Source organism: Paenibacillus sp. LS-5, assembly GCF_056121505.1.
Genome location: NZ_JBWAVA010000005.1, coordinates 49989 through 74239, shown reverse-complemented (window position 1 = coordinate 74239; position 24251 = coordinate 49989). Strand labels below are relative to the sequence as shown.

Below are 24251 nucleotides of genomic sequence, written 5' to 3'. Positions count from 1 at the left end.
AATAAAGATAGAAAGTCTTAAGGAGTTATGATAGAGATGAAGATGCAAGCACCTACCATGGAACAGGCGCAGGCTGAACTGCAAAAATATTACGGTTATCCCGACTTCCGGGAAGGCCAGAAGAAAATTGTCATGAATTTGCTGGAGGGCCGTGATACGCTGGGAATCATGCCGACGGGCGGGGGAAAATCGATCTGTTATCAGGTTCCCGCATTGCTGCTGCCAGGACTTACCCTGGTCATTTCCCCGCTGATCTCGCTGATGAAGGATCAGGTGGATGCGCTAACCACAGCAGGAATTCCGGCTGCATATATCAACAGCACCCTTAGCGGCAAAGAAGTAAATGATCGGATTCGTGCTGCACGGCGGGGCGAGCTGAAGCTCCTCTATGTGGCTCCTGAGCGGCTGGAGCTGGACTGGTTCCGCCTGGAAATGGGCAGTCTGTCTATCTCCTGTGTCGCCGTGGATGAAGCCCACTGTGTCTCCCAGTGGGGACATGACTTCCGCACCAGTTATCTGGCCGTTTCCCCGTTTGTAGAGGGGCTGCCGGAGCGGCCGATTCTGGCAGCTTTTACTGCAACGGCTACACCTGAGGTGATGGAGGATATGGTCCGGCTGCTGCGGCTTCGCCAGCCGGGAGTCTTCATGACCGGACTGGGCCGTGACAATCTGGCCATGTCTGTACTGCGGGGGGAGAACAAGCGTGAGTTCGTAATGGACTATACGGCCCAGCATGCTAATCAGCCGGGAATCGTGTATGCAGCTACGCGCAAAGAGGTCGATGACCTCTATCAGCGGTTGCAGGCATCCGGCGTCGCCGCCGGCCGTTATCATGCGGGAATGAACGACCAGGAGCGGGCGGAGAGTCAGGAAGGGTTCCTTTACGACGATATCCGCGTCATGGTCGCTACCAACGCCTTTGGGATGGGAATTGACAAGTCGAATGTGCGTTACGTCATCCATTACAATATGCCGAAGAATATGGAGGCCTATGTGCAGGAGGCAGGCCGTGCCGGACGTGACGGAGAACCCAGCCAGTGCATTCTGCTCTTCAGCGCCCAGGATATTATGACGCAGAAGTTCCTGATCGAGCAGAATCCCCAGGACACAGACCGCAAAGCCAATGAATACCGCAAGCTCCAGCAGATGATTGATTACTGTTATACCACCCGCTGTCTGCGCAGCGCCCAGCTGGATTATTTCGGTGAGGAACACGGGGACAAGCCTTGCGGCATCTGCAGCTCTTGTACGGACGAAAGGGAATTAATAGATATGACGGTGGATGCCCAGAAGATATTCTCCTGTATTCACCGGATGCGCGAGCGTTACGGTGTGGCCCTGGTATCCTCTGTACTGAAAGGTTCGCGTAACCAGAAGGTGCTGCAGTACGGCTTCGAGAATCTGCCTACCCACGGGGCGATGTCCAGCCGTACGGAGAAGGAGATTACGGAGACCATCAATGTAATGATCTCGGAAGGGTATCTGGCATTATCCGAAGGTCAGTACCCAGTGGTTCGGCTACAGCCACTGGCTGCCGAAGTGCTGCGCGGCCAGCGGCAGGTGCTGCAGCGTGTGGCCCGTCCACTCCGCACCGGAGGGGCTTCCGGTTCGCGGGACCGCAGCCGTGTCCGCGATTTGTCACCGTCGGCTGTCAATGAGACGGTGTTCGAGCAGCTGCGCCTGATCCGCCGCGAGCTGGCGGGGCGCGAGCATGTGCCGTCCTACATTATCTTTAATGATGCGACCCTGCGCGAGATGAGCGTGGTTTGTCCGCAGACCGAAGCGGAAATGCTGAGAGTCAAAGGGGTCGGCGAAGTGAAATACCGGAAGTACGGCAAGCCATTCCTGGAATTTTTTCAAAATGAAATGTAAAGAAGGTTATAAGGCATGAAGATCATCCTGGCCACATTAAATGCCAAATATATTCACACCTCACTGGCAATCCGTCTTCTGAAGGCGTACAGCGAGCATGAGTTCCCGGATATTCATTTGGCAGAATACACTATCAAAGATCCCGTGATGAATATCGTGTCCGACCTATTCCAGAAGAAGCCGGATGTGATCGGTTTTTCCTGTTATATATGGAACATCGAGGAGACTGTTAAGCTGATCGGGATTCTTAAGCAAGTGATGCCTGAGGTATCAATTGTGCTCGGAGGGCCGGAGGTCTCCTATGAGCCGCTCTACTGGATGCAGCGGGAGGCTGGAATTGATTTTGTTGTCAATGGGGATGGGGAAGAGACCTTCCACCATCTTTTGCAGGAGCTGCGGGATGAACGCAAGTTTCATTTTGTCTACGGGGCTGCCTACCGCAAGGGTGAGGAGCTGATCGTGAATCCGCCGCGCCCCAAAAGCGATCTCAATACCCTGCCAACACCGCACCGGTTCCCGGATGATCTGCCGGATCTCGGCAAGCGGATTGTATATTTTGAGACCAGCCGTGGCTGTCCGTTCAACTGCCAGTTCTGCTTGTCGAGCATTGAGGTAGGGGTGCGGTACTACGATATTGAACGGGTCAAATCTGATCTGCTCTATCTGATTGAGAATGGCGCAAAGGTCATCAAATTTCTTGACCGTACCTTCAACATCAACCGCAATTACGCCATGGAAATGTTCCAGTTCCTGATCGACAACCATCAGGGCTGCGTATTCCAGTTCGAGATTACGGCTGATATTATGCGCCCCGAGGTGCTGGACTTCCTGGCCGAGAATGCGCCTCCGGGTATCTTCCGGTTCGAGATTGGCGTGCAGTCCACCAATGACGAGACGAATGAGCTGGTCAAACGCCGCCAGAACTTCACCAAGCTGTCCCGCACCGTCATGAAGATCAAAGCCAGCGGCAACATTGATCAGCATCTCGATTTGATTGCCGGCCTGCCGCAGGAGGATTACGCTACCTTCCGCAAAACCTTCAACGATGTATTTGCCATGGAGCCGGAAGAACTGCAGCTCGGATTCCTCAAAATGCTGCGCGGTACCGGTCTGCGGGCACAGGCAGCCAAATACGATTATACGTACATGGAGCACGCTCCTTACGAAATCTTGAGCAGCCACGTGATGTCTTTCTCTGACATCATCCGTCTCAAGCGGCTGGAGGATGTGCTGGAGAAATATTGGAACAGCCATCGGCTGGATCATTCGGTCAAATACCTGATCCGGCATGTGTTCACCTCCCCGTTTGACTTCTTCCAGGAGTTCGGCGATTACTGGGAGGAGCGGGGCTGGCAAAAGATCGGACACCAGCTGGAGGATCTATTCACCCGGCTGCATGCCTTTCTGACGGATCGGGGAACAGATTCCATGGACATTATCACCGGGCTGATGAAGCTGGATTATTTCCTGGGCCACAAATATAAGCCGCGTAAAATCTGGTGGGAGATGACGCTGGATAAATCCGAGTGGTCCCGTTATATGAAGGAAATCACAAGTCATCCCGAGCGCTTGTCCGCCAAGCTGGCAGAGGCGGGATTCAGCGAACGGGAGCTGCAAAAGTTCACAGTGCTTGAAGTCCTGCCATTCCGGCTGGATGCAGTTCTGGATTCGATTAGCGGACTGCGCTTTGATCCGGTGGCTTCTGAAGCTGAGGGGACCGTAACAGCTGACGATAGTATGTCGGTTAACCATATTATAACTGGCGGCGAAGAGACGGGTTCGGTAGCTTCTGCAGTTCAGGCGATAGCTGCAAATCCGGCGATGAGTTCTGCGCCGGTGCTAAATGCACCAGACAAGAGTTCCATTGCTCTGGCGGAACCTGTGGCGGTTACTGCTGGAAGCACATTGCTGGTCGTTATGTATCAGCAGGATGAAAGCCAGCGTGCACAGTATTTTTCACTGCCTTTGTAGTCAGTCTATCTCTTGTGCATCAGGAAACTTAGCCCTGTTGTACAACCACTGCTGTAGAATAGCTGGTCGTTATTCTTAATGGTTTGGAGTAGACCGTTACCTTTCGGGGCGGTCTATTTCTTTCTTTAAGGAGAGCACCGGCTGCATAATGTTGTACAAGGAATCACACCACATGCATATGGTTATGGGAAAACACAAAGACAGGCTTTCCGTCAGTTCCGGAAAGCCTGTCTTTTATAGTACGCTAATTAGCAGTGGGTTGAAGCAGCGATTCTGCCGGGAGGTGGCGTACAAGCCACGCCAACACATCCGCAGTCACCTCATCCCGGTTCACTTCATTGAGCATTTCGTGTCTGCCTTCAGGATATAACCTGTATTCTACATCGGATATTCCATTCTTCCGGTAGATTCCGGCCAGGCGGAGCACGCCTTTACCGTTCATACCTACAGGGTCTTTGGCTCCTGAAAATAAGTATACCGGCTTATCCTTGCATAGATTACGCAGCGTTTTGGGGGAATGGATATCCCGCAGCAGCCGCAAAAAATCGCGGAAGAAGCGGGTGGTGCAGACCGCACCGCAGAATGGATCGGCTATGAAGCGGTCCACCTCCTGCGAATCACTGCTCAGCCAGTCAAAAGCCGTCCTTACCGGGATGAAGGAACGGTTATACGGGCCAAAAACAATGCCGTTCATCAGAACACTGCGGTGGTGCAACCCCTGCAGTCTGGATTGAAGTCCGGCAAGCGACTCCCCTAGCCGAAGCATGCTGCGTGGTCCGTTAGTGCCGCTGAGAATAAATCCCGTATAGACATCCTGGCCTTCTTCACACATCAGCTTCTGCGCGAGAAAGGAACCCATGCTGTGAGCCAGGAGGAAGATCGGCAATCCCTCATGCCGGGAACAGGCGATACCGGCAAGCTGGAGCATATTGCGGCGCATCCAGTAAAAGCCGTCCTCCCCGGTGTCGCCGAGCAAGTCGATCCGGCCAGCCGTCTGTCCATGTCCCCGGTGGTCATTGGCATATACCGCATAACCTGCTCCGGTGAGCGCCGCTGCAAACCGGGCATAACGGACAGCTGTTTCGCACATCCCGTGGGCGATCTGAACAATTCCTCTCACCGGAGCCTCCGGCTCAGGCAGCCATTCATAGACATGAATAGCAACCCCCAGCGGATCGGTCATCTTAAAGCTGTTTTCCCTCATACCGTTCCTCCTAAAAGTTTTGTGAGCAATACTTCTTGGAGACAACTTCGTGCAAAACTTGCTTCGAAAGCATAGGCCTAAGTTTTGTGAGCAATACTTCTTGGAGACAACTGCGTGCAAAACTTGCTTCGAAAGTATAGGCCTGGATTATGGCAGATACGAGCGGAGCACAGTGGAGTGGCCTTCGATTCCGTAGGCACCCAGGGTGGATGGAAGCAGGTAACATTCCCCGGCGGAATAAGGCTGGGAGCCCCCTTCCCAGGTCAGATGTCCGCTGCCTTCGCAGACCACGAGAATCGTGAAGCTGTCCGGGGTGGTGGAGAGGTTCCATTCTCCGTTAACCACGCCTTTTTCTACGATAAAATATGGGGAGGAGGCAATTTGCAGCCACTCTCCGGCCACAGCCCCATCAGTTTTCATGGAGGTGGCACCTGCGCCTTCATAAGCGGTCACATTAAGCGAATCCTCGATATGAAGTTCACGCGGCTTGCCATCCAGACCCGGACGGTCGTAGTCATAAATCCGGTATGTAGTATCGGAGTTCTGCTGAATTTCCGCTACAACCACTCCGGCACATAAGGCATGAACAGTTCCTGCAGGGATATAGAAAGCGTCGCCGGCCGAAACAGTGATCTCTTGCATGCTGTCCATCACTTTGCCGGTTTCCAGTGCCTCGCGAAGACTTTCACGGGTAACCCCGTCTTTGAGGCCATAGATAATTTTGGCACCTGGTTTGGCATCGAGCACATACCACATTTCTGTTTTACCCAATTCTCCCTTAGGCAATCCTTCGTATTCATCCGTAGGATGAACCTGCACCGACAAATTGTCGTTACAATCTAAGAGCTTGATCAGGAGCGGGAAACGTCCGCCCTCCTTCGGGCTGCCTTTGCTTCCGAACCATTCCTGGCCGAATTGCTCACGGATCTGATCCAACCCTTGTCCGGCAAGCTCACCATTAAGTACAGATGAAGTCCCGTTCGGATGGTCAGCGATCATCCAGCCTTCGCCAATGTGTCCTTCCGGCAGTTCAAGTCCGAATTTCTCCAGAGCCCGGCCCCCCCACACACGTTCTTTGAACTCCGGTTGAAATTTTAAAGGATAAGGCTTAGTCATCTCTTCATCTTCCTTTCCAAATTATAGAGTAATGTTCTAAATGGTTTACATGGTGCGTGTGGATTCAAAAAACTCCAGCTTTTCTTCATCCGGCCCGTCAAAAAAGAAATAACGGCAGCCGTTCGCAAGCGTCGAAATACTGGTCAGTGCGGGTATGCCGAGTCCGGCAATTCTACTGTGTTCTTGTTCAATATCATCCACCGTAAAAGCGAGATGGCTTACTCTGCCCTCTTGCGGGAGGTCTTTAAAGACCCGCTCAATCAGTTCCACCTCCACATTAGACTGGCCAGGGAAGCTTAGAAAAGCAAGACGTACCCCGTCTCCAGGCTCTCCCAGAATGTCCTGCAGCTCCAAACCGATGACCTCCTGGTAAAATTGCAGCGAACGTTCCAGATGATTCACTTTAATGCCAATGTGCTCAATTTTGGTTACGGCCACTTACAGATCAGCTCCTTTTTTCTTCTCGATGGCCAGCGTATAGGGAGCGGTGGCCCGCTGCAGCTGGCGGTAGACGATCGCTTGTGCCTTCTGAGATGGAAGGCCCGCCGCCCAGGCTTCCACTGCGGCAGCTTCGCGATCGCCGCCTTCATGACCGGGATAGAGCACCGCTGTGACGATGCCGCCCGGCCGCAGCAGCTCAAGCGCGGCCTCCAGCGCGGCCAGCGTGCTCACCGGCTCGGTGATGATTGTCTTGTCGGCATCACCCGCAGGCAGATAGCCGAGATTGAACATCACCGCAGAGACCGTTCCGCGCCAGTCCGGCGGAACGGCTTCCACCATGGCTGCATGACTGCGCAGCAGCAGCGTAACGGGAGCCAGCGCGGCCTGCGCTTCCTCCGAAGCCAGCCGCAGGCGCTCTTCGGCAAGTGCCAGCGCTGCTGGCTGAATGTCGAAGCCGTACACCGCGCCGCGCGGACCGGCCGCTTTGGCGAGGAACAGCGTGTCGGCACCGGTGCCCACGGTGGCATCAATGGCCCGGCCGCCTGGCTGGAGGCGGTCTTCAATACATTTATGAGCAAAGCTGAGGACCGACATAAAGCCCATTAGCTCTTCCTCCAGTACTTACCCTGCCAGGTATCACGTGCAATCAATTCATCATCAATGGCATTCAGAACTTCCCACTTCTTCAGACTCCACATCGGCCCGACCAGCAGGTCGCGCGGAGCATCGCCGGTCAGCCGGTGTACAATCATCTCCGGTGGCAGGATTTCCAGAGAGTCGGCGATTAGCTTCACATATTCGTCCTGCTCCAGGAATCGCAGCAGCCCGGCTTCATACTGCTTGACCATTGGCGTCTTGCGCATGAGATGCAGCAGATGGATCTTTATTCCCTGCACATCCATATTGGCAACCGCAGACACCGTCTCCAGCATCATTTCATGGGTTTCCTGCGGAAGACCGTGAATAATGTGGGTACAGACACGGATTCCATGACGCCGCAGCTTCTGGACTGCTTCGATATAGCACTGAGTATCATGTGCACGGTTAATCAGCTCTGAGGTAGAATCATGAATGGTCTGCAGACCCATCTCAACCCAGAGATAAGTGCGCTGGTGGAGCTCCGCCAAGTATTCGACCACATCATCCGGAAGGCAGTCGGGACGCGTTGCGATGGAAAGGCCGACTACACCCGGCTGCTGCAGAATCACTTCATAATATTCTCTAAGCTCCTCGACTGGAGCGTAGGTGTTCGTATAGGCCTGGAAATAGCCGATATATTGGGCATTCGGCCATTTTAAGTGCTGTCTGTCCCGTACGTTATTGAACTGGGTAACCAGATCGTCCCGGCGGCTGCCGGCGAAATCCCCCGACCCTCTTGCGCTGCAAAAAGTGCAGCCCCCTTTAGCGATGGAACCGTCGCGGTTCGGGCACGTGAACCCGGCATCCAGCATCACCTTGAATACTTTGGCATCCAGCTGCTCGCGCATTTCGTAATTCCAGGTATGGAAACGTTTATCCCCCCACAATAATGGAGAGGTGGTTTGTAGAAGGTTAGACATGGAGTACTCCTTTCTATGAAACATAAGGATTATGTATCACAACATTCATCATCCTTATTTATCTCGCTGAGACAGTACCGTTTCTATTTAACCTTTCTATTGTATCAAAAATCAGCGATGAGCGTAACATTCAGACCTCTGTAAATGCAGTAGAAAATAGACTCCAATAACAGCGCTTACATCTTGATATTGCTTACACATTATGTTATATTTAGGGTGTAAAAAAGCCGCTGCAGCAACTATAATTTCTATTTCTTGAATTCATAATTTCGTGTCGCAAGGTCCATAATAAAACCAAGAGGTGATCACGATGAATTCTCAAACGGCTTATGCCGAAGGAAAAGGCTCCATTGACGTGCAACTGACTCCCGACGAAGCGCTTGCGCTGACGGGCGTTGAATTTAATGGCAATCACAAGATCAAGACTGAAGCACAGCGCAAGATCCGCAGTGCCTTTGAGAAGAGATTTGATTTTCAAACTCCTGCAAGGTAGACGGTCAGCTGCATGATAACACGAACCCCAATTCCAAATATATCAAGAAGGAATTCTTCGTTCCGGCCGTATCCAGGCCAGCGGAGAATTCCTTTTTGTTTGAAGCCTGAGAAGGTTTAAGCTTCAGACTGTTCACTTATTCCCCGGGTTCTGCCTGCTTTCTTGTTAAAATCCCTTTACTTTTGCGGGCAAGTTCGGCACAATATTGCAAGTGACAGTGTTTGTATTAGAGAAAGCGGAGGAAAACTTATGCGTTTACGCGGAAGAAAAGGAATACGTGAAAGTCTGGAAGAACAGACCGATCTGGTCATATTGGATCCACGCAGCCTCAAGGGGCGGTGGTCTGAACTGTTCGGCAACGATCAACCTATTCATGTAGAGTTTGGTATGGGTAAGGGACAGTTCATCAGCCAGATGAGCTTCAAATATCCGGATGTTAATTTTATCGGTGTTGATATGTATGATGAGCTGATCCGGCGTGCGGCGGAGAAGGCCCGCGCGGTCTGGGAACCGGCAGGGCAGGAGACACCGCCTAACCTCAAAGTGGCGCTTGCCAATATTAACTATGCGGAGGAAGTGTTTGCTCCGGGAGAGCTGGAGCGGATCTACTTGAACTTCAGCGATCCGTGGCCTAAGAGCAAACACGCGCGCCGCCGGCTGACCCATCCGCGTTTTCTGGACAAATACCGCGGCCTGCTCAGTCCGCTTGGCGAGATTCATTTGAAGACGGATTCGCGGAGCCTGTTTGAGTTCTCTCTGAATGCTTTTGCCGATTATGGTCTGCAGATGAAGAATATCTCTCTTGACCTGCATCCGGATGGAGTGATGAACGAGGAGCAGGTGATGACAGAGTACGAAACCAAATTTTTTGGCCGGGGTGTCAATATTCACCGCTGCGAGGCGATTGTCGGCGCGGAAGCGCTGGAACGCTATCAAGCTACGCGTCTGGACAAGTACCGCCTGTAATTGGCACAAGTGGCGGAGAACTTCCGCTTTATAAGCGGTCTGTACAATAAAAAGGCGGTCCAGTGAACCACACCTGGACTGCCTTTTTATTTCATGAGGATATGATAGCTGTAGATTCAAGTTCTTGCCCGGGCTATTCCAGCATATCAATAATGCTCTGGGCACTTTGCATGGGATGAAAGCGGGCAATTTCCTTCAACAGGCTTTGACGTTTGGCCTGCACCTCGTCATAGCTGTACAGCAGCCGCTCCATCCATGCGTCAACCACCTGAAGTGAAGAAATGGGTTCGCCCAGTCCCACTGCTGTGAAATAACGGCAATTTTCTTCCTCCTGCCCGGGGAGTGGGTCATAAAACAGCATGGGAATTCCTTTGGCCAGTCCTTCACTGCAGGTCATCCCACCCGGTTTTGTGACCAGCAGATCGGAGATTTCCATCAGTTTGTCAATTTCACGTGTGAAGCCTATCAAGGAAACGTTAGGGTGGCTGTAAAGGGGATTCTCCCGCATCGCATGAAGCAGCTTTTCATTTTTGCCGACGCAAAAAATAATTTGCACCTTATCCCGCCAACCGGCCAAAGCTTCGTTAATGACCTCGTCGTTCATCATCCCCCAGCCGCCGCCCATGACCAGAACAGTTGGCATATTCTGCAGTGTGAAACGTTTGAGAATATCTGCTCTGCTTGGATGCTCCCAGAAGCTCGGGTGAACCGGCATGCCGGTGACCTGGATTTTGGCGGCAGTGACGCTTCGGGTGCGCAGCTTGGCTTTGACCTCGGGAGTGGAAACCAGGTATCTGTCTACTTCGGGGCTGATCCAGGTCGCATGGGCGTCGTAATCGGTTATAACGGTGATCAGCGGGGCTTTGAAGGCCGGATCGAGCCGTTTGAGACGGGAAACGACGGCACTGGGAATGAAATGGGTGCAGACTATAATGTCCGGCCTCAGCTGCTTCACAATATTTTGCGTATGTGTATAAAATATCCGGTGCAGGGCAAGTGTGGTAAGACGGTTGAATGATTTCTGGTGACGGTACACATAGCCCATCAGCCTGGGCTTTGAGGTTACCGTCTTGCGGTATGCCGAGACAATCAAAGGTGCCATTTTGGGATTGAGAAAGCTTCCTAGCTCCAGCACCTTCGTTTGCAGATTAGGCGACAATTTGCGCAGGCTGCTCGACAACGCGTAAGCTGCTTGCGTATGCCCTGCGCCAAAACCTTCTGACAGCAATAGTACTCTTTTTTTACGCAATGTATAATCCACCTGTTTTCGTAAAGGGTATTCGCCGTGTTAGAACATCTCGGACTTTAGAACCACAAGACTACTGTGCCTGCAGCGACTCCGGAACCAATTACTGCCCCTGCAAAAACGTCAGACGGATAGTGCAGTCCGAGATAGATCCGGGAAAATCCGACAATGCAGGCCAGGGGCAGCAGTATGAAGGTTAGGGCAGGAAAGACCATCATATAAGGCACTGTAGATGCGAAGATAGCGGTCGTATGGCCTGATGGAAAAGAATGATCCTTAAGCGGATTGTGAAACGTATTCGTGCCCGGAAGCGCCAGGTACGGCCGCATACGCGGATAGAGTTTCTTGGCAATGGCAACAGGCAGATGGCTGACAGCCAGGGCAGTCAGGGCCTTAAGCCCTGTAGTTCTCAAAGGCTCAGGAGACAGGGCCCAGATCAGCAGATTAATGCCGATGGCGCTTGTGGCTCCGCCTAGATGAGTCAGATAAAAAAGCCAAAAGTTCAGAAAAGGGTTATGCAATCGTCCGTTAATCCATTTGAACAGGCGCTGCTCCAAGAGATGCAATTTCATGAATAAATGTCTCATATCTTGTCCCTCCGATAGTCCGGCTGAAGTTGGTTGGCGCAGCTGCTACAATCCGGTCTATGCCATAAAGCTGTCTTTATCATACTTTTTTAAGGTAGTCCATTTCAAGGTAAAAGCTCGGGTTCGTTTGGAAATCAACAGTTTTGACTTCATCACCACTTACGCCGTACAATGATTCAAGCAGGCGGAACGCGTTTATAAGGTAACAGAGAAAAAGAGGAGCCGAATACAGAGCATCCGGATCGTATCTTGTGACGTATACACATACAGGCAAGCCTGCCTTAGCACAAAGGGAAGTCCTTGGTCTTACTGTAAGGGATGCAACAAAAGGGTCAGTACGAACGTCAGCAATGCCAGAGAGAGAGAAAAAAAAAGAACATCAAGATTGAAAAGGGGGCATCAAAGGTCATGACAGACGCACTGTTTGTTACGCTCCAAGTGATCTTGGCGGCTATCGCAGTCTATCAGTTTACGTTTTCGTTATTTGGACTGCACAAGAAAAAGAATAAGGGACATATCGCTCCGCAAAAATCATTTGCTGTACTGGTTGCCGCTCACAATGAGGAAGAAGTCGTCGGTGCACTGATGGAGAATTTGAAACAACTTAATTATCCCCAGGAACTGTACGATGTATTTGTCATCTGCGACAACTGTACGGATGGTACAGCCAAGATTGTAAGAGAACACGGAATGAATGCCTGTGTCCGCACCAACAACAACCTGCGCGGTAAGGGTTATGCCATTGAATGGATGCTCAAGGAATTATGGGCGATGCCTAGACAATATGACGCCGTCGTCATGTTCGATGCCGACAATCTTGCTCACACGGAATTCTTAATGGAGATGAACAAGGATCTTTGCTCAGGCGCTCAAGTTATTCAGGGCTACATCGATACCAAGAATCCTGAGGATTCTTGGATCACTGCGGCTTATGGTGTGTCCTACTGGTATATCAACCGGCTCTGGCAGCTGTCACGCCACAATCTCAATATGGCGAACTTCCTGGGTGGAACAGGTATGTGTTTCGAGACTAATCTGCTGAAGGAAATGGGCTGGGGAGCAACAAGTCTGGTAGAGGATTTGGAATTTACCATGCGGAGTGCCTCCAAAGGCGTCTATCCAAGATTTAATTATGATGCCAAGGTATTTGACGAGAAGCCACTGACATTCAAGGCTTCCTCCAGACAGCGTCTGCGCTGGATGCAGGGTCACTTTACTGTAGCCCGCCGTTATTTCTTTCCTTTGCTGTGGCAAAGCATTAAAGAACGCAGTCTGACGAAATTTGACCTGGCTCTATATGGTGTCAATGTCTACATCGTGTTGCTGACATTCTTGATGACAGCAGTCATGTTTATCGACAATTCCATCTTCGGAGGCCCGCATATAGCGAATATTTATGGTAGCCTGCCACTGTGGCTCAGCTACTTTGCTGTGGGAGCCAATATTCTGACCTTCCTGCTCGCGATGGCGCTGGAGAAGGTGAAGTTCAAAAAGGTATATCTGTATTTACTGGTATTCCCAATTTACCTGATCTCCTGGTATCCCATTACGTTCTATGCGTTCTTTACGCAGAACAACAAGCAGTGGAGCCATACCAAGCATACGCGTGTCGTACGGCTTGAAGAAGTTCAGAGCAAACAGGTTTCTTAAAGAAGATTTTTTGGAAAAAAAGAATTTGGCCACTGTTGACACAGTGTGCATAGTGTTGTATAGTATTCAAGTATGCAAAACATAGGGATTGCAAGCAGAAGCACCGGCTTCTCACCTGACTGGCTCTAAGCCAGCTGGTTTTGATCTCAATGCTTTATGGATGTTATAATTCATGAACGTTGATCAAACGGGGTGTCGGGAGTTACCGGCACCCCTTTTTTATGGAGAACCGCATAAGTGATTTCCCAAGTAGATCCGGAGGTGGAGTATTATCAGTAAGGAACATATGATCAATGATGAAATTCGGGCCAAAGAAGTTCGGTTGGTTGGAGCGGAAGGCGAACAAATCGGTATCAAACCGATCCGCGAAGCGTTGCAGATGGCGATTGATCTTAATCTGGATTTAGTCAACGTAGCACCGCAGGCGAAACCGCCAGTATGCCGCATCATGGATTACGGCAAGTTCCGTTATGAAACACAAAAGAAAGAGAAAGAAGCACGCAAGAACCAGAAGATCGTGGACATCAAGGAAGTCTGGTTCCGTGCCAACATTGAGGAACATGATTATCAGACCAAGTTCCGCAACGTTATCAAGTTTCTGGGCGAAGGTGACAAGGTGAAATGCTCCGTACGTTTCCGCGGACGTGAGATTACACATGCCAGCATCGGTCAGAAGATTTTGGAACGGGTGAAGAACGAAGTTGAAGATATTTCTGTTGTGGAACGCCAGCCTAAGCTGGAAGGACGCAGCATGATTATGATCTTGGCTCCCAAAGCCCAATAAATTTGGAGTCACTTGCACAGCAATTTGGCGCCGCATAATATTCAAGGAGGAAACACCATGCCTAAAATGAAAACTCACAGCAGTCTGAAAGGCCGTTTCAAGATTACTGGAACGGGCAAAGTACTGCGTTACAAAGCTCACAAGAACCACTTGCTTTCCCACAAATCCAAGCGCGCAAAACGCGTACTGAACGGAAATCCGGTTATGGCCCCTGGGGATGTAAGACGTTTGAAACAAGGACTCGCTAACTTGAAATAGTTTTATCACACATTTTTGGGAGGTTTATTAATATGGCAAGAGTTAAAGGCGGATTTGTAGTTCGTCGTAGACATAAAAAAGTATTGAAGCTGGCAAAGGGTTATTTCGGTTCCAAGCACCGCATTTTCAAAACTGCTAAAGAGCAGGTAATGAAATCGATGGTTTACGCATACCGTGACCGTCGTCAGACTAAACGTAACTTCCGCAGACTGTGGATCGTCCGTATCAATGCTGCAGCCCGTTTGAACGGCCTGTCTTACAGCAAGCTTGTATTCGGCCTGAAATTGGCTGGAGTAGAAGTGAACCGCAAGATGCTGGCTGACCTGGCAGTTAACGATCTTAACGCATTCAACTCCCTGGCTGTTGTTGCCAAAGAGAAGATTAACGCATAAGTATTAGAAGTAACCGAAAAGCACCGCCTGCGGGATCTCCCGTTTGACGGTGCTTTTTTTTGAGTCTTGCAAAGGTTTTTCAGTTAATTGAACTTAAGGCCAAGGTTTCAATGTGTCTGGAAGAGGGAGTGAATCCCTAAGCGAAGCTCTACTCCCAGTACTTGGTGGTGCTTAGCTGGGATGCCAGCAGCTTGCTACTGGTTCTTCTAATCTTCCGCAGCTCGGAACGCTCATTTGCAGAGGCGCTGATCAGCTTTTCCTCATCGGTTTCAGCAATGATGGCGGGTACCAGTGCCGGTGTGCCGTCTTCATGGACAGCTACAAAGGTGAGGAAAGATGTCGCTGCAACAGCTCGCTCGCCGGTATATAGATTCTCTGATATGATTTTGACGAATACCTCTATACTGGTTCTGCCCGTCCAGGAGACGAAGGACTCGAAGCATACTGAATCTGTAGGTCTGATAGGCAGTAGGAAGTCAACAGAGTCCGCTGAAGCGGTAACCACATTGGTGCGGCAGTGACGCATGGCAGAGATCGATCCAACTTCATCAATAGTGCTCATTAGCTTGCCACCGAACAACGTCTTATGATTGTTGACATCATTCGGGAATACGCGGCCTGTTTTGAATACACGGGACTCCCGGCAGTATTTGAAGTCTGGTGCAGCTTCTGGTTTGTTTTGATCATCCATTTTTCAATACTCCCTTTTATTACATTATGTAAACATTCATGATAATAGAAAACACATAACCGTGCAATAATAATTATATTGTACTAACCACAACCATGCAATTCGAGCGCTTCTGACATGGTTTGAATGTTTTGCTGACGTGTGATGTGATAGTAAACGGTTTCTTGTGAAAAAATGCAAATTATTATTGACCTGAGGTCATTAATTGACTGGATTTTAAGGTTTTTACCAGTTATAATTTGATCTAATGGTATGTCCAAGGAATACACAGAAGACATCCAATTTTTTAAGGGGGATCACACTCAATGAAAAAGGTATACCAACTATCTCTTGTTATGTTGCTTGCGTTCACTGTCATTCTGGCAGGCTGCGGCAAGAACAATAACAACTCCGGCAATGAAGCAAGCAACGCTGGAACAGCAACCAACGCACCGGCTGAAGCAACAGCAGCTCCAACGGATGCTCCAAAAACTGACGTCAAAGTCGGTCTGGTTACCGACGTAGGCGGCGTTAACGACAAGTCGTTTAACCAATCAGCTTGGGAAGCTCTGCAGGCTCTTGAGAAAGAATCCGGTATTGAAATCAAGTATCTGCAAAGTAAATCCAATTCAGACTATGAGCCAAACCTTAACCAATTCGTAAAAGGCGGCTACAACCTGACTTGGGGTATTGGTTTTGACCTTGGCGATGCTGTTAAGAAAGTTGCAACCGAGAATCCGGATGCCAATCTTGCGATCATTGACAGTGTGGTAGAAGCTCCAAACGTAGAATCCGTTACGTTCTCCGAGAATGAAGGATCCTTCCTGGTGGGTGTAGTTGCAGGTTTGACTACCAAAACCAACAAAGTAGGTTTCATTGGCGGTATGGAAAGCCCAGTAATCAAACGTTTTGAAGTAGGGTTCATTGCTGGTGTAAAAGCTGTTAACCCTAATGCAGCCGTAAAAGTTACTTATGCAGGTGCTTATGACAAGCCAGACGTTGGTAAGTCTTTGGCAGCTACTCTGTACAATGACGGCAATGACATCATCTTCCCAGCTGCTGGCGCAACTGGTAACGGTGTATTCAACGAAGCTAAATCCCGTAACAAAGCTGGCGGCGATAAAGTATGGGTAATCGGCGTAGACAAAGACCAATCCCTGGAATTTGGCGACGATGTAACTCTGACTTCCATGATCAAACGTGTTGACGAAGCGGTTAAGAAAGTTTCCCAACAGGTCGTTGATGGAACATTCAAAGGCGGCACTACAACTGTACTGGGTCTGAAAGACAACGGTGTAGGCCTTCCTGAAACATCCAAAGCCAACGTATCCGCTGAAATTCTTGCCAAAGTTGATGAATACAGCAAACAAATCATTGATGGAACAATCAAAGTTCCTACCGAGTAAGACGGACTTGATGTTTCTTGCTTCACAATAATTAACAAGGAACAAGGCCGGTTATTGAGCTGGCCTTGTTCCTTGTTAGGTGAATGTTTCAGGTAATAGGTCAACATAGCTGTACCGTCCTTCAGGGGCGGTATAGCCATGTCTATAAGGTAATATATATTCAGTGATGAGGGTGATTCCATGAGTGCTGCGGCTCCTGTCGTAGAGTTGAAGCAAATCACAAAACGCTTTCCCGGTATCGTCGCGAACGACTCCATTAGTCTGACGCTCGAAAAAGGAGAAATTCATGCACTGCTTGGCGAGAACGGAGCAGGCAAATCCACCTTGATGAATATCGTCTTCGGACTGTATCAGCCCGATGAAGGCAGCATCGAAATCGGCGGGAAACCAGTTGTTATCGATAACCCCAATAAAGCGATTGAGCTTGGCATCGGAATGGTTCACCAGCATTTTAAGCTTGTAGAGCCTTTCACGGTAACTGAGAACATTGTTCTGGGCATGGAACCGAAAAAAGGTCTTAAAATCGACTATAAATCCGCTGCGGAGCAGGTTCGTATACTATCAGAGCAATACGGCCTTCAAGTCAATCCAAATGCCAAGATTTACGACATTTCGGTCGGCATGCAGCAAAGGGTAGAAATTATGAAAACCCTGTACCGCGGTGCGGATATACTTATATTCGACGAGCCTACCGCTGTGCTTACGCCTCAGGAGATTACAGAACTGATGGCGATTATGAAGCGGCTCGTTGCAGAGGGCAAGTCCATCATTTTGATTACTCATAAGCTTAAGGAAATCATGCAAATTTCTGACCGGGTTACCATCATCCGCCGGGGTAAAGTCATTGATACGGTGAAGACTGCTGATACAAATCCTAATGAGCTGGCTGAAAAGATGGTAGGACGCGGTGTAACCTTCAAGGTAGACAAGCAGCCTCCGCGTATTGGTGAAACTGTACTCCAATTGAATAATGTAAGCAGTAAGAGCAAAGATGGTGTGCCGGTATTGAATGGGCTTAGCTTTGATGTGAAGGCTGGGGAAATTCTAGGTATTGCTGGCGTCGACGGGAACGGACAAAGCGAGTTGATCCAGGCGATCACCGGCCTGCGTAAGATTGATTCCGGTTCTATTGCCGTATCCGGCAAGGAAATTTCTAATCTGAATCCACGTAAAATCTCTGAAATGAATGTCTCTCATATTCCGGAGGACCGGCATAAGCATGGGTTAGTCCTGGATTTTACAGTTAGCGAGAACATGGTGCTGGAAACATATTATAAAAGTCCATACAATCAGAACGGATTCCTGAACAAAGAAGTCATCGATCAGCATGCCGAGGATCTGGTCAAGCAGTTTGACGTGAGAACTCCTTCTATTGAGAACAAAGCCCGTTCTTTGTCAGGTGGTAATCAACAAAAAGCGATTATTGCGCGGGAAATAGATAAAAATCCGACACTGCTGATTGCTGCTCAACCTACCCGCGGCCTTGACGTTGGTGCAATCGAATTTGTGCAGAAACAACTCATTGCTCAGCGTGACCAAGGTAAAGCTGTACTGCTGATTTCTTTTGAACTTGATGAAATTATGAATGTGTCCGACAGAATCGCCGTCATCTATGAAGGCCAGATTGTCGGTGAAGTATTCCCGCAGGATACCAATGATCAGGAACTGGGTCTGATGATGGCGGGAAGCTTGAAGCGGGGAGGCCATTCGGATGTATAGACTCAAAAAAATATTTGCGACGGACAGCTATATCGTTCCGTTAGTCGCAATAGTGATGGGGTTCCTTGTAGGGGCTGTAGTGATGCTGATCGGTGGATACGATCCTGTAGCTGCCTACTCAGCGCTGTTCAAACGCGTATTTGGTAGTCCATATGACTTTGGTGAGGCTATCCGCGAGATGACACCACTGATGTTCACAGGACTTGCAGTAGCTTTCGCCTTCCGTTCGGGTATGTTCAATATCGGGGCGGATGGACAGGTGCTTATTGGAATGACTGCGGCTTCTATTGTTGGCATAAAGCTAGCCGGAACCCTGCCGAATTTTATACTGGTGCCACTGGCAGTTATCATTGCAGGAGTCTGTGGCGGACTCTGGGCAGGCATTGCTGGTTATCTCAAGGCAAAACGCGGAATTAACGAGGTTATTACCACTATCATGTTGAATTGGATTGCATTATTTCTGTCCAATTATATTGTCAGAACGTTCTTGCTGCTTGAAGGGCAGAATCGTTCAGAGGATATTCCGGCCTCGCTCTCCATGACATTCTTAAATTCCCTATTTGATAATGCGCGGCTGCACTGGGGAACCGCAATTGCACTGGCTGCAGCGGTATTCTTCTATGTCTATCTGTGGAAAACCAAACAGGGGTACGAAATGCGAGCTGTCGGCTTGAATCCTCATGCAGCAGAGTACGCAGGTATGAATGTTGGCCGTAATGTTATTAAAGCCATGTTCATCAGCGGTGTTTTTGCCGGGCTGGCAGGTGCAGGCGAAGTGCTTGGCGTATTCCATTATCAATCTGTATTTGCGGCTTCTCCAGGTTATGGCTTTGACGGGATTGCCGTTGCGCTGCTTGGTCTGACGCATCCACTCGGAGTGATTCTGGCTGCTATTCTCTACGGAACCTTGACTTATGGATCTGCAGGTATGAGTTTTGGAGCGGATGTTCCTCCTGAACTCATTCGTATCGTAATCGGTTCAATTATTTTCTTCATTGCGGCACAAGGAATTGTGCGCTGGGTGCTCAAACCGTTCTATTTCAAGCGCAAGAAAGAGAAGGTGTTATAGATGGAAGTATTAGGCCAATTGCTCAATACAACGCTTGTTTTTTCCACAGCGCTGATATTTGCCGCCCTCGGTGGCATCTTCTCTGAACGTTCCGGTGTCGTGAACATCGGACTTGAAGGCTTGATGATGTTTGGCGCTTTTGCTGCAGCTGTAGGCGGATATTATGCTCAGGATGCAGGGATGGGTGAATGGGCGCCATGGGTCGGTGTACTTTGTGCTATGGTTGTGGGTGTACTTGGCGCACTTATTCATGCCGTTGCGTCAATTACGTTCAAGGCGGACCAGACCATAAGTGGTACAGTTATTAACTTTCTGGCTGCTGGCAGTACGCTTTATGTTGTGAAGCTGATTTTTGACGGAGCTGGTGAAACTCCGCTACTGGACGGATTCAGTAAAGTACCTATCCCCGGTCTCTCCAAGATTCCGGTTATCGGCGAGGGGATTTTTAATTCCTATCCGACGACTTACCTTGCGATAATCCTGGTTATTGTCATTTATTTTGTACTCTTCAAAACCCCATTTGGTCTTCGGCTGCGTGCAGTCGGTGAACACCCGAGTGCGGCGGATACACTGGGTGTCAACGTAAACCGCATGAGATATATTGGTGTTATGCTGAGCGGGCTGTTAGCCGGTATTGGCGGAGCCACTATCACCCTAACAACAACGGGAACCTTTGCGCACAACACGGTTTCCGGTCAGGGCTTTATCGCTATTGCGGCGATGATTTTCGGGAAATGGAATCCGCTTGGCGCGTTCGGAGCAGCTGTATTCTTCGGGTTGTCGCAAGCGATCCGGAACTATGTGCAATTGTTCGAATGGTCCAAAAACATTCCACAGGAATTTATCTTCATGATTCCTTATGTATTAACGATTATAGTCTTAGTCAGTGCGGTTGGCCGTTCTTCGGCTCCGAAGGCATTGGGTGAACCTTACGACCCTAGCAAACGTTAATTTGGATGTATCGCTTGTTGCGTAGATCAATAAACGCATTTCCGGTATGAACTGGGAATGCGTTTTTTTTGTTGAAATTTTAGATGTATCAGTCAGGGACAGGTGTACAGGCAAAGTGTACTTGGCACGAATAGACTGTTGTGAAGAAGAGCTTAACCTAAGCTTTTGCAGCAAAATTCGTATCGAGTAAATTCTGGGAGACTATGTTTACAAAACTTTTAGGAGGGATAAGATGACACAGCCGGTTACAAGGAAACAGGTGATGAAGCTGGTGGGTAAAAATATTACCGCAGTGAAAAAAGATGGCACGAAAGTAACGGGGAAACTGCTCCGGGTCTCGGGAAATCGACTGGTTTTACAACGGACCAGCGGTAGAAAAGTGCAAACCAAGGCTTTGATTCCGCTGGTGCTGTTTGATTTGTTGGCCATTGGTACGGCCCCCTACGCTTATGGCGGAGGCTATGGCGGTGTACCTGGACCCTACGGAGGGTATGGACCAGGACCGGTGCCTGGACCTTATTGCTGTGGATCCAATTATGGCGTACCGCCGATCGGTTTCTTTTAAACTCTGAATCTGCTGGATAAAGGTTTTTCGAACTCATAGCAGAAGTTTTGCGGCTGATAACGGGCTACGCTGTAGCCCAATTTTTGATAAAAAGAAATTCCCGGCGCATTGCCGGTGTCCACTGAAACTTTGGCTCTCTGGCAACCGCGTGATAGTGCAAACCGCTCAGCCCGGTCCATGAGCATATTCCCCCAACGCTTGCGCCTTGCCGCAGGGGCTATGGCTAACATGTCAATATAGAGTAAGTCTCCATGCAGCATGAAATGAACGAATCCCAGGGGATCGCTTTCATAATCCGGACAAGCTACAAGGGTAACCCCTTGCCCCAGGCGACGGGGCAGGTCTTTTCGGACCTGGTTGATTACGGTTTGCGGAAGATGCGATAATGGAACCAGTTGTTTCTCAATCAAGTCAAGAATGATAAGATCATCCTGCTTGGGTCTGCGATAGCGAATCATAAAGCGCCCCCTTCACGCATTGTCGTACATCATATGCCCAAAGGCGTGTGGGCGTTCCGGCAAGAATAGAACAACGTTTTGTGACGATTGCAGAAAAGATGGGTATTGACTAACCGTGTGAGGAATCATATAATGTGTCTAAACATTTTAACGAACATACATGCATCGGCAATGATGAGGACGAAGTTTTAAGGGCTCTTTTGCTCAGAGAGTGAGAGGAATTGCTGCAACCTCCACCAGAATCCCTTATATACGAGCTCACCTCGGAGCTGTTTTCCTGAAAGGTCCATCGGCAAGAGTGGTGGAATTATTAGGGGGAATCGTTTGGTCCGCGTTAGGGACTTCAGGTTACAGAGATTTGGGCCCTGCCTACATCGATGGATTTTTGTATCCTGATAAGGTGTTGCATCGTGAGATGCAATGCAAACATGGGTGGTACCACGGAAGATCAACCTTTCGTCCCTCACGCGCTGTCTTTTGCGCGTGGGTGGCGAAAGGTTTTTTTGTTGTCAGGCACATTATCGGTCGTATATAAGACGTTCTGTCATTTTCATAATGAATGTTAACTATCGAAGGGAGGAATACTGATGAGCGCGCAAATACCGGAAGTACAGTCTATAGAGCAGTTACGTGAGAAATGGAAAAATCCCGAGGTGATTACGGGCTCCGAAGTGCTGCTGCGCAGTCTTGTATTGGAAGGGGTAGATACCGTATTCGGGTATCCAGGCGGTGCTGTATTATACATCTACGATGCTCTTCATGGCTTCACCGATTTCAAACATATCCTGACACGGCATGAGCAGGGCGCGATTCACGCGGCTGACGGCTATGCCAGAGCCAGCGGTAAGCCGGGCGTATGTATTGCAACCTCGGGTCCGGGAGCAACCAATCTGGTAACAGGCATTGCCACCGCCTTTATGGACTCTGTTCCACTAGTGGTAATCACCGGTAATGTCTTTTCCAGCCTGATTGGAACAGATGCTTTTCAAGAAGCGGATATTACAGGCATAACCATGCCGATTACCAAGCACAGTTATCTGGTACGTGATGTTGAGGATCTTCCGCGTGTCATTCATGAAGCCTTCCACATTGCGAACACCGGCCGTAAAGGCCCGGTTCTCATTGATATTCCGAAGGATGTATCGGCTGCCAAAACTTTGTTTGCCCCGGCCAAACAGCAGGGCATTAACCTTCGCGGCTACAATCCGCGTACGGTTCCGAACAAGCTTCAATTGGATAAGCTGGTCCGCGCAATATCATCCGCTGAACGCCCGATCATCATTGCCGGCGGCGGTGTCATTTACTCCGGGGCTCATGAGGCTATGTACGAATTCGTGAAGCGGACAGAGATTCCAATCACAACAACATTGCTTGGACTGGGCTGTTACCCGAGTGCGGAAGAACTGTGGATGGGAATGCCCGGTATGCACGGTACCTACACCGCTAATAATGCCATTCAGCAATGCGATCTGTTGATTAACATCGGTGCCCGGTTCGATGACCGTGTAACCGGCAAGCTGGACGGTTTCGCGCCCAAAGCGAAAATTGTTCATATCGACATTGATCCGGCTGAAATCGGAAAAAATGTCTCACCAGACATTCCAATTGTCGGTGATGTGAAGACCGTACTGGAAATGCTGAATCCTGAAGTAAGCCGTGCGGCTAATGCGGATGCCTGGAGAACGCAGATTGCCCAGTGGAAGCTGGATTACCCACTTCGCTATAACGATTCTGATACAGAGCTCAAACCACAGTGGGTAATTGAAATGATCAATGACACCACTAAGGGTGAAGCCATTGTCACTACGGATGTTGGACAACATCAGATGTGGGCTGCTCAGTATTACAAGTTCAATCATCCTCGTTCATGGATCACTTCCGGAGGACTTGGAACGATGGGATTCGGATTCCCGTCAGCCATCGGAGCGCAAATGGCACATCCGGAACGGCTGGTAGTCTCCATCAATGGTGACGGCGGCATGCAAATGTGTTCGCAAGAGCTGGCAATTTGTGCAATCCATAAGATTCCAGTCAAAATTGTGGTGATTAACAACCAGGTTCTGGGGATGGTCCGGCAGTGGCAGAACCTCATCTATGAGAAGCGTTACAGCTATACTGACCTTGCGGGCAGCCCAGACTTTGTTAAACTGGCTGAGGCATACGGGGTAAAGGGACTACGGGCAACAAACAAGGAAGAAGCAGGCGCTGCGTGGAAAGAAGCACTGGAAACGCCGGGACCCGTTCTGGTAGAATTCGTTGTTCCTAAGGACGAGAATGTCTACCCGATGGTAACCCAAGGGTCAACCATCGATCAAATGCTGATGGGGGATGAATGACAGTGATGAAACATACGATTGCTGTGCTTGTAAATGACCAGCCAGGTGTACTGCAGCGGGTGTCAGGCCTGTTCGGCCGCCGGGGCTTCAATATTGAGAGCATCACCGTCGGACAGTCCGAAGAAGTGGGTTTGTCCCGGATGGTAATTGTTACCCTGGGTGATCAGCACACCCTTGAGCAGATCGAGAAGCAGCTTTACAAGCTGATTGATGTAATCAAGGTTGTGGATCTAGGCTCCAAGCCAATGGTTGCCCGCGAACTGGCGTTGATCAAAGTCAAAGCGGATCCGGCTGAACGTCCGGAGATCATGGGTGTTGTTGAGACTTTCCGCGCTTCAGTGGTCGATATTGGTTCAACCAGCCTGCTCGTACAGGTGGTTGGAGATACTCAGAAAATTGATGCAATGATTGAACTGCTCAAGCCATACGGCATCAAAGAGCTGTCCCGTACCGGTGTTACAGCCATGATTCGGGGAAATGCCTGACTATATTTTACGGCTTTAACGAATTGCTGCTTGTTTGCATTAATTTGATAAGA

24 protein-coding genes are annotated in these 24251 nt (G+C 49.6%); 15 read left to right on the top strand and 9 right to left on the bottom strand.

The features are described 5' to 3' along the window. Positions 1-36 precede the first annotated feature (36 nt). Together recQ and AC0MA3_RS09870 are read left to right on the top strand one after the other, a co-directional pair. A complete protein-coding gene (gene recQ, locus AC0MA3_RS09875; RefSeq protein ID WP_379155310.1) occupies positions 37-1872 on the top strand; it encodes a DNA helicase RecQ in 1836 nt (611 codons plus the stop codon). Between the two features lie 15 nt (positions 1873-1887). Beyond that, on the top strand, positions 1888-3843 hold the full coding sequence (locus AC0MA3_RS09870; RefSeq protein WP_474656030.1) for a B12-binding domain-containing radical SAM protein: 1956 nt from the start codon (positions 1888-1890) through the stop codon (positions 3841-3843). Positions 3844-4087: 244 nt separating this feature from the next. On the opposite strand, the gene AC0MA3_RS09865 is transcribed toward AC0MA3_RS09870, so the two are convergent. From AC0MA3_RS09865 to mnmL, 5 genes are all read right to left on the bottom strand, one after another. Next, positions 4088-5047, bottom strand: coding sequence for an alpha/beta fold hydrolase (locus tag AC0MA3_RS09865; protein ID WP_474656029.1), 960 nt, complete (start codon positions 5045-5047; stop codon positions 4088-4090). Between the two features lie 147 nt (positions 5048-5194). Beyond that, positions 5195-6163 carry a type I phosphomannose isomerase catalytic subunit gene (locus AC0MA3_RS09860; RefSeq protein ID WP_379155319.1) on the bottom strand — a complete coding sequence of 323 codons (969 nt, stop codon included), beginning with the start codon at positions 6161-6163 and terminating at the stop codon, positions 5195-5197. A gap of 45 nt (positions 6164-6208) precedes the next feature. Then, positions 6209-6601 carry a VOC family protein gene (locus AC0MA3_RS09855; protein ID WP_474656028.1) on the bottom strand — a complete coding sequence of 131 codons (393 nt, stop codon included), beginning with the start codon at positions 6599-6601 and terminating at the stop codon, positions 6209-6211. Next, positions 6602-7207, bottom strand: coding sequence for a tRNA 5-(aminomethyl)-2-thiouridylate-methyltransferase MnmM (gene mnmM / locus AC0MA3_RS09850; protein ID WP_474656027.1), 606 nt, complete (start codon positions 7205-7207; stop codon positions 6602-6604). Then, a complete protein-coding gene (mnmL, locus tag AC0MA3_RS09845) occupies positions 7207-8163 on the bottom strand; it encodes a tRNA modification radical SAM protein MnmL/YtqA (protein WP_379155328.1) in 957 nt (318 codons plus the stop codon). The genes mnmM and mnmL overlap by 1 nt, the downstream gene beginning before the upstream one ends. A 310-nt stretch (positions 8164-8473) precedes the next feature. Here mnmL and AC0MA3_RS09840 point away from each other — a divergent pair, with 310 nt between their 5' ends. Beyond that, positions 8474-8656, top strand: a complete 183-nt coding sequence (locus AC0MA3_RS09840; RefSeq protein ID WP_379155331.1) for a hypothetical protein — start codon at positions 8474-8476, stop codon at positions 8654-8656. A gap of 249 nt (positions 8657-8905) precedes the next feature. Continuing rightward, positions 8906-9622 carry a tRNA (guanosine(46)-N7)-methyltransferase TrmB gene (trmB, locus tag AC0MA3_RS09835; protein WP_379155335.1) on the top strand — a complete coding sequence of 239 codons (717 nt, stop codon included), beginning with the start codon at positions 8906-8908 and terminating at the stop codon, positions 9620-9622. A 133-nt stretch (positions 9623-9755) separates the two neighbouring features. Here trmB and AC0MA3_RS09830 read toward each other — a convergent pair whose 3' ends face one another. Together AC0MA3_RS09830 and AC0MA3_RS09825 are read right to left on the bottom strand one after the other, a co-directional pair. Further along, positions 9756-10871 (bottom strand): MGDG synthase family glycosyltransferase, encoded by a 1116-nt coding sequence (locus tag AC0MA3_RS09830; protein ID WP_474656026.1) that lies wholly within the window; start codon positions 10869-10871, stop codon positions 9756-9758. Positions 10872-10927: 56 nt separating this feature from the next. Then, on the bottom strand, positions 10928-11455 hold the full coding sequence (locus tag AC0MA3_RS09825; RefSeq protein ID WP_379155342.1) for a phosphatase PAP2 family protein: 528 nt from the start codon (positions 11453-11455) through the stop codon (positions 10928-10930). A 408-nt stretch (positions 11456-11863) separates the two neighbouring features. Here AC0MA3_RS09825 and AC0MA3_RS09820 point away from each other — a divergent pair, with 408 nt between their 5' ends. From AC0MA3_RS09820 to rplT, 4 genes are all read left to right on the top strand, one after another. Continuing rightward, entirely contained in the window at positions 11864-13105 is a 1242-nt protein-coding gene (locus AC0MA3_RS09820; protein ID WP_379155345.1) for a glycosyltransferase family 2 protein, read from the top strand. 286 nt (positions 13106-13391) lie between these two features. Further along, on the top strand, positions 13392-13889 hold the full coding sequence (infC, locus tag AC0MA3_RS09815; RefSeq protein ID WP_039301536.1) for a translation initiation factor IF-3: 498 nt from the start codon (positions 13392-13394) through the stop codon (positions 13887-13889). A gap of 57 nt (positions 13890-13946) precedes the next feature. Further along, positions 13947-14147, top strand: coding sequence for a 50S ribosomal protein L35 (rpmI, locus tag AC0MA3_RS09810; RefSeq protein WP_036696104.1), 201 nt, complete (start codon positions 13947-13949; stop codon positions 14145-14147). A gap of 32 nt (positions 14148-14179) precedes the next feature. Next, positions 14180-14539 (top strand): 50S ribosomal protein L20, encoded by a 360-nt coding sequence (rplT, locus tag AC0MA3_RS09805; RefSeq protein WP_379155349.1) that lies wholly within the window; start codon positions 14180-14182, stop codon positions 14537-14539. Positions 14540-14687: 148 nt separating this feature from the next. On the opposite strand, the gene AC0MA3_RS09800 is transcribed toward rplT, so the two are convergent. Beyond that, complete coding sequence (locus AC0MA3_RS09800; RefSeq protein WP_379155352.1) at positions 14688-15230, bottom strand: acyl-CoA thioesterase; 543 nt, start codon at positions 15228-15230, stop codon at positions 14688-14690. Between the two features lie 305 nt (positions 15231-15535). Between AC0MA3_RS09800 and AC0MA3_RS09795 the strand changes: the two genes are divergently transcribed. The 5 genes from AC0MA3_RS09795 (at position 15536) to AC0MA3_RS09775 (ending at position 20919) form a co-directional block, all read left to right on the top strand. Then, a complete protein-coding gene (locus AC0MA3_RS09795) occupies positions 15536-16615 on the top strand; it encodes a BMP family lipoprotein (protein WP_379155355.1) in 1080 nt (359 codons plus the stop codon). Positions 16616-16795: 180 nt separating this feature from the next. Further along, the gene (locus AC0MA3_RS09790) at positions 16796-18334 is read left to right on the top strand and encodes an ABC transporter ATP-binding protein (protein ID WP_379155359.1); all 1539 of its coding nucleotides are present in this window, start codon (positions 16796-16798) and stop codon (positions 18332-18334) included. Then, entirely contained in the window at positions 18327-19403 is a 1077-nt protein-coding gene (locus tag AC0MA3_RS09785) for an ABC transporter permease (RefSeq protein ID WP_379155362.1), read from the top strand. Before AC0MA3_RS09790 ends, AC0MA3_RS09785 begins: the two co-directional genes overlap by 8 nt. Next, positions 19404-20354 (top strand): ABC transporter permease, encoded by a 951-nt coding sequence (locus AC0MA3_RS09780; protein ID WP_379155365.1) that lies wholly within the window; start codon positions 19404-19406, stop codon positions 20352-20354. Between the two features lie 232 nt (positions 20355-20586). Beyond that, positions 20587-20919: a hypothetical protein gene (locus tag AC0MA3_RS09775; RefSeq protein ID WP_474656025.1), complete on the top strand. Its 333-nt coding sequence runs from the start codon at positions 20587-20589 to the stop codon at positions 20917-20919. Here AC0MA3_RS09775 and AC0MA3_RS09770 read toward each other — a convergent pair. Further along, positions 20916-21377 carry a GNAT family N-acetyltransferase gene (locus AC0MA3_RS09770; protein ID WP_379155371.1) on the bottom strand — a complete coding sequence of 154 codons (462 nt, stop codon included), beginning with the start codon at positions 21375-21377 and terminating at the stop codon, positions 20916-20918. The genes AC0MA3_RS09775 and AC0MA3_RS09770 overlap by 4 nt on opposite strands. 587 nt (positions 21378-21964) lie before the next feature. Here AC0MA3_RS09770 and ilvB point away from each other — a divergent pair. Next, complete coding sequence (gene ilvB, locus AC0MA3_RS09765; RefSeq protein WP_379155374.1) at positions 21965-23713, top strand: biosynthetic-type acetolactate synthase large subunit; 1749 nt, start codon at positions 21965-21967, stop codon at positions 23711-23713. Beyond that, positions 23710-24198 (top strand): acetolactate synthase small subunit, encoded by a 489-nt coding sequence (gene ilvN, locus AC0MA3_RS09760; RefSeq protein WP_379155377.1) that lies wholly within the window; start codon positions 23710-23712, stop codon positions 24196-24198. The genes ilvB and ilvN overlap by 4 nt, the downstream gene beginning before the upstream one ends. Positions 24199-24251: the final 53 nt, after the last annotated feature.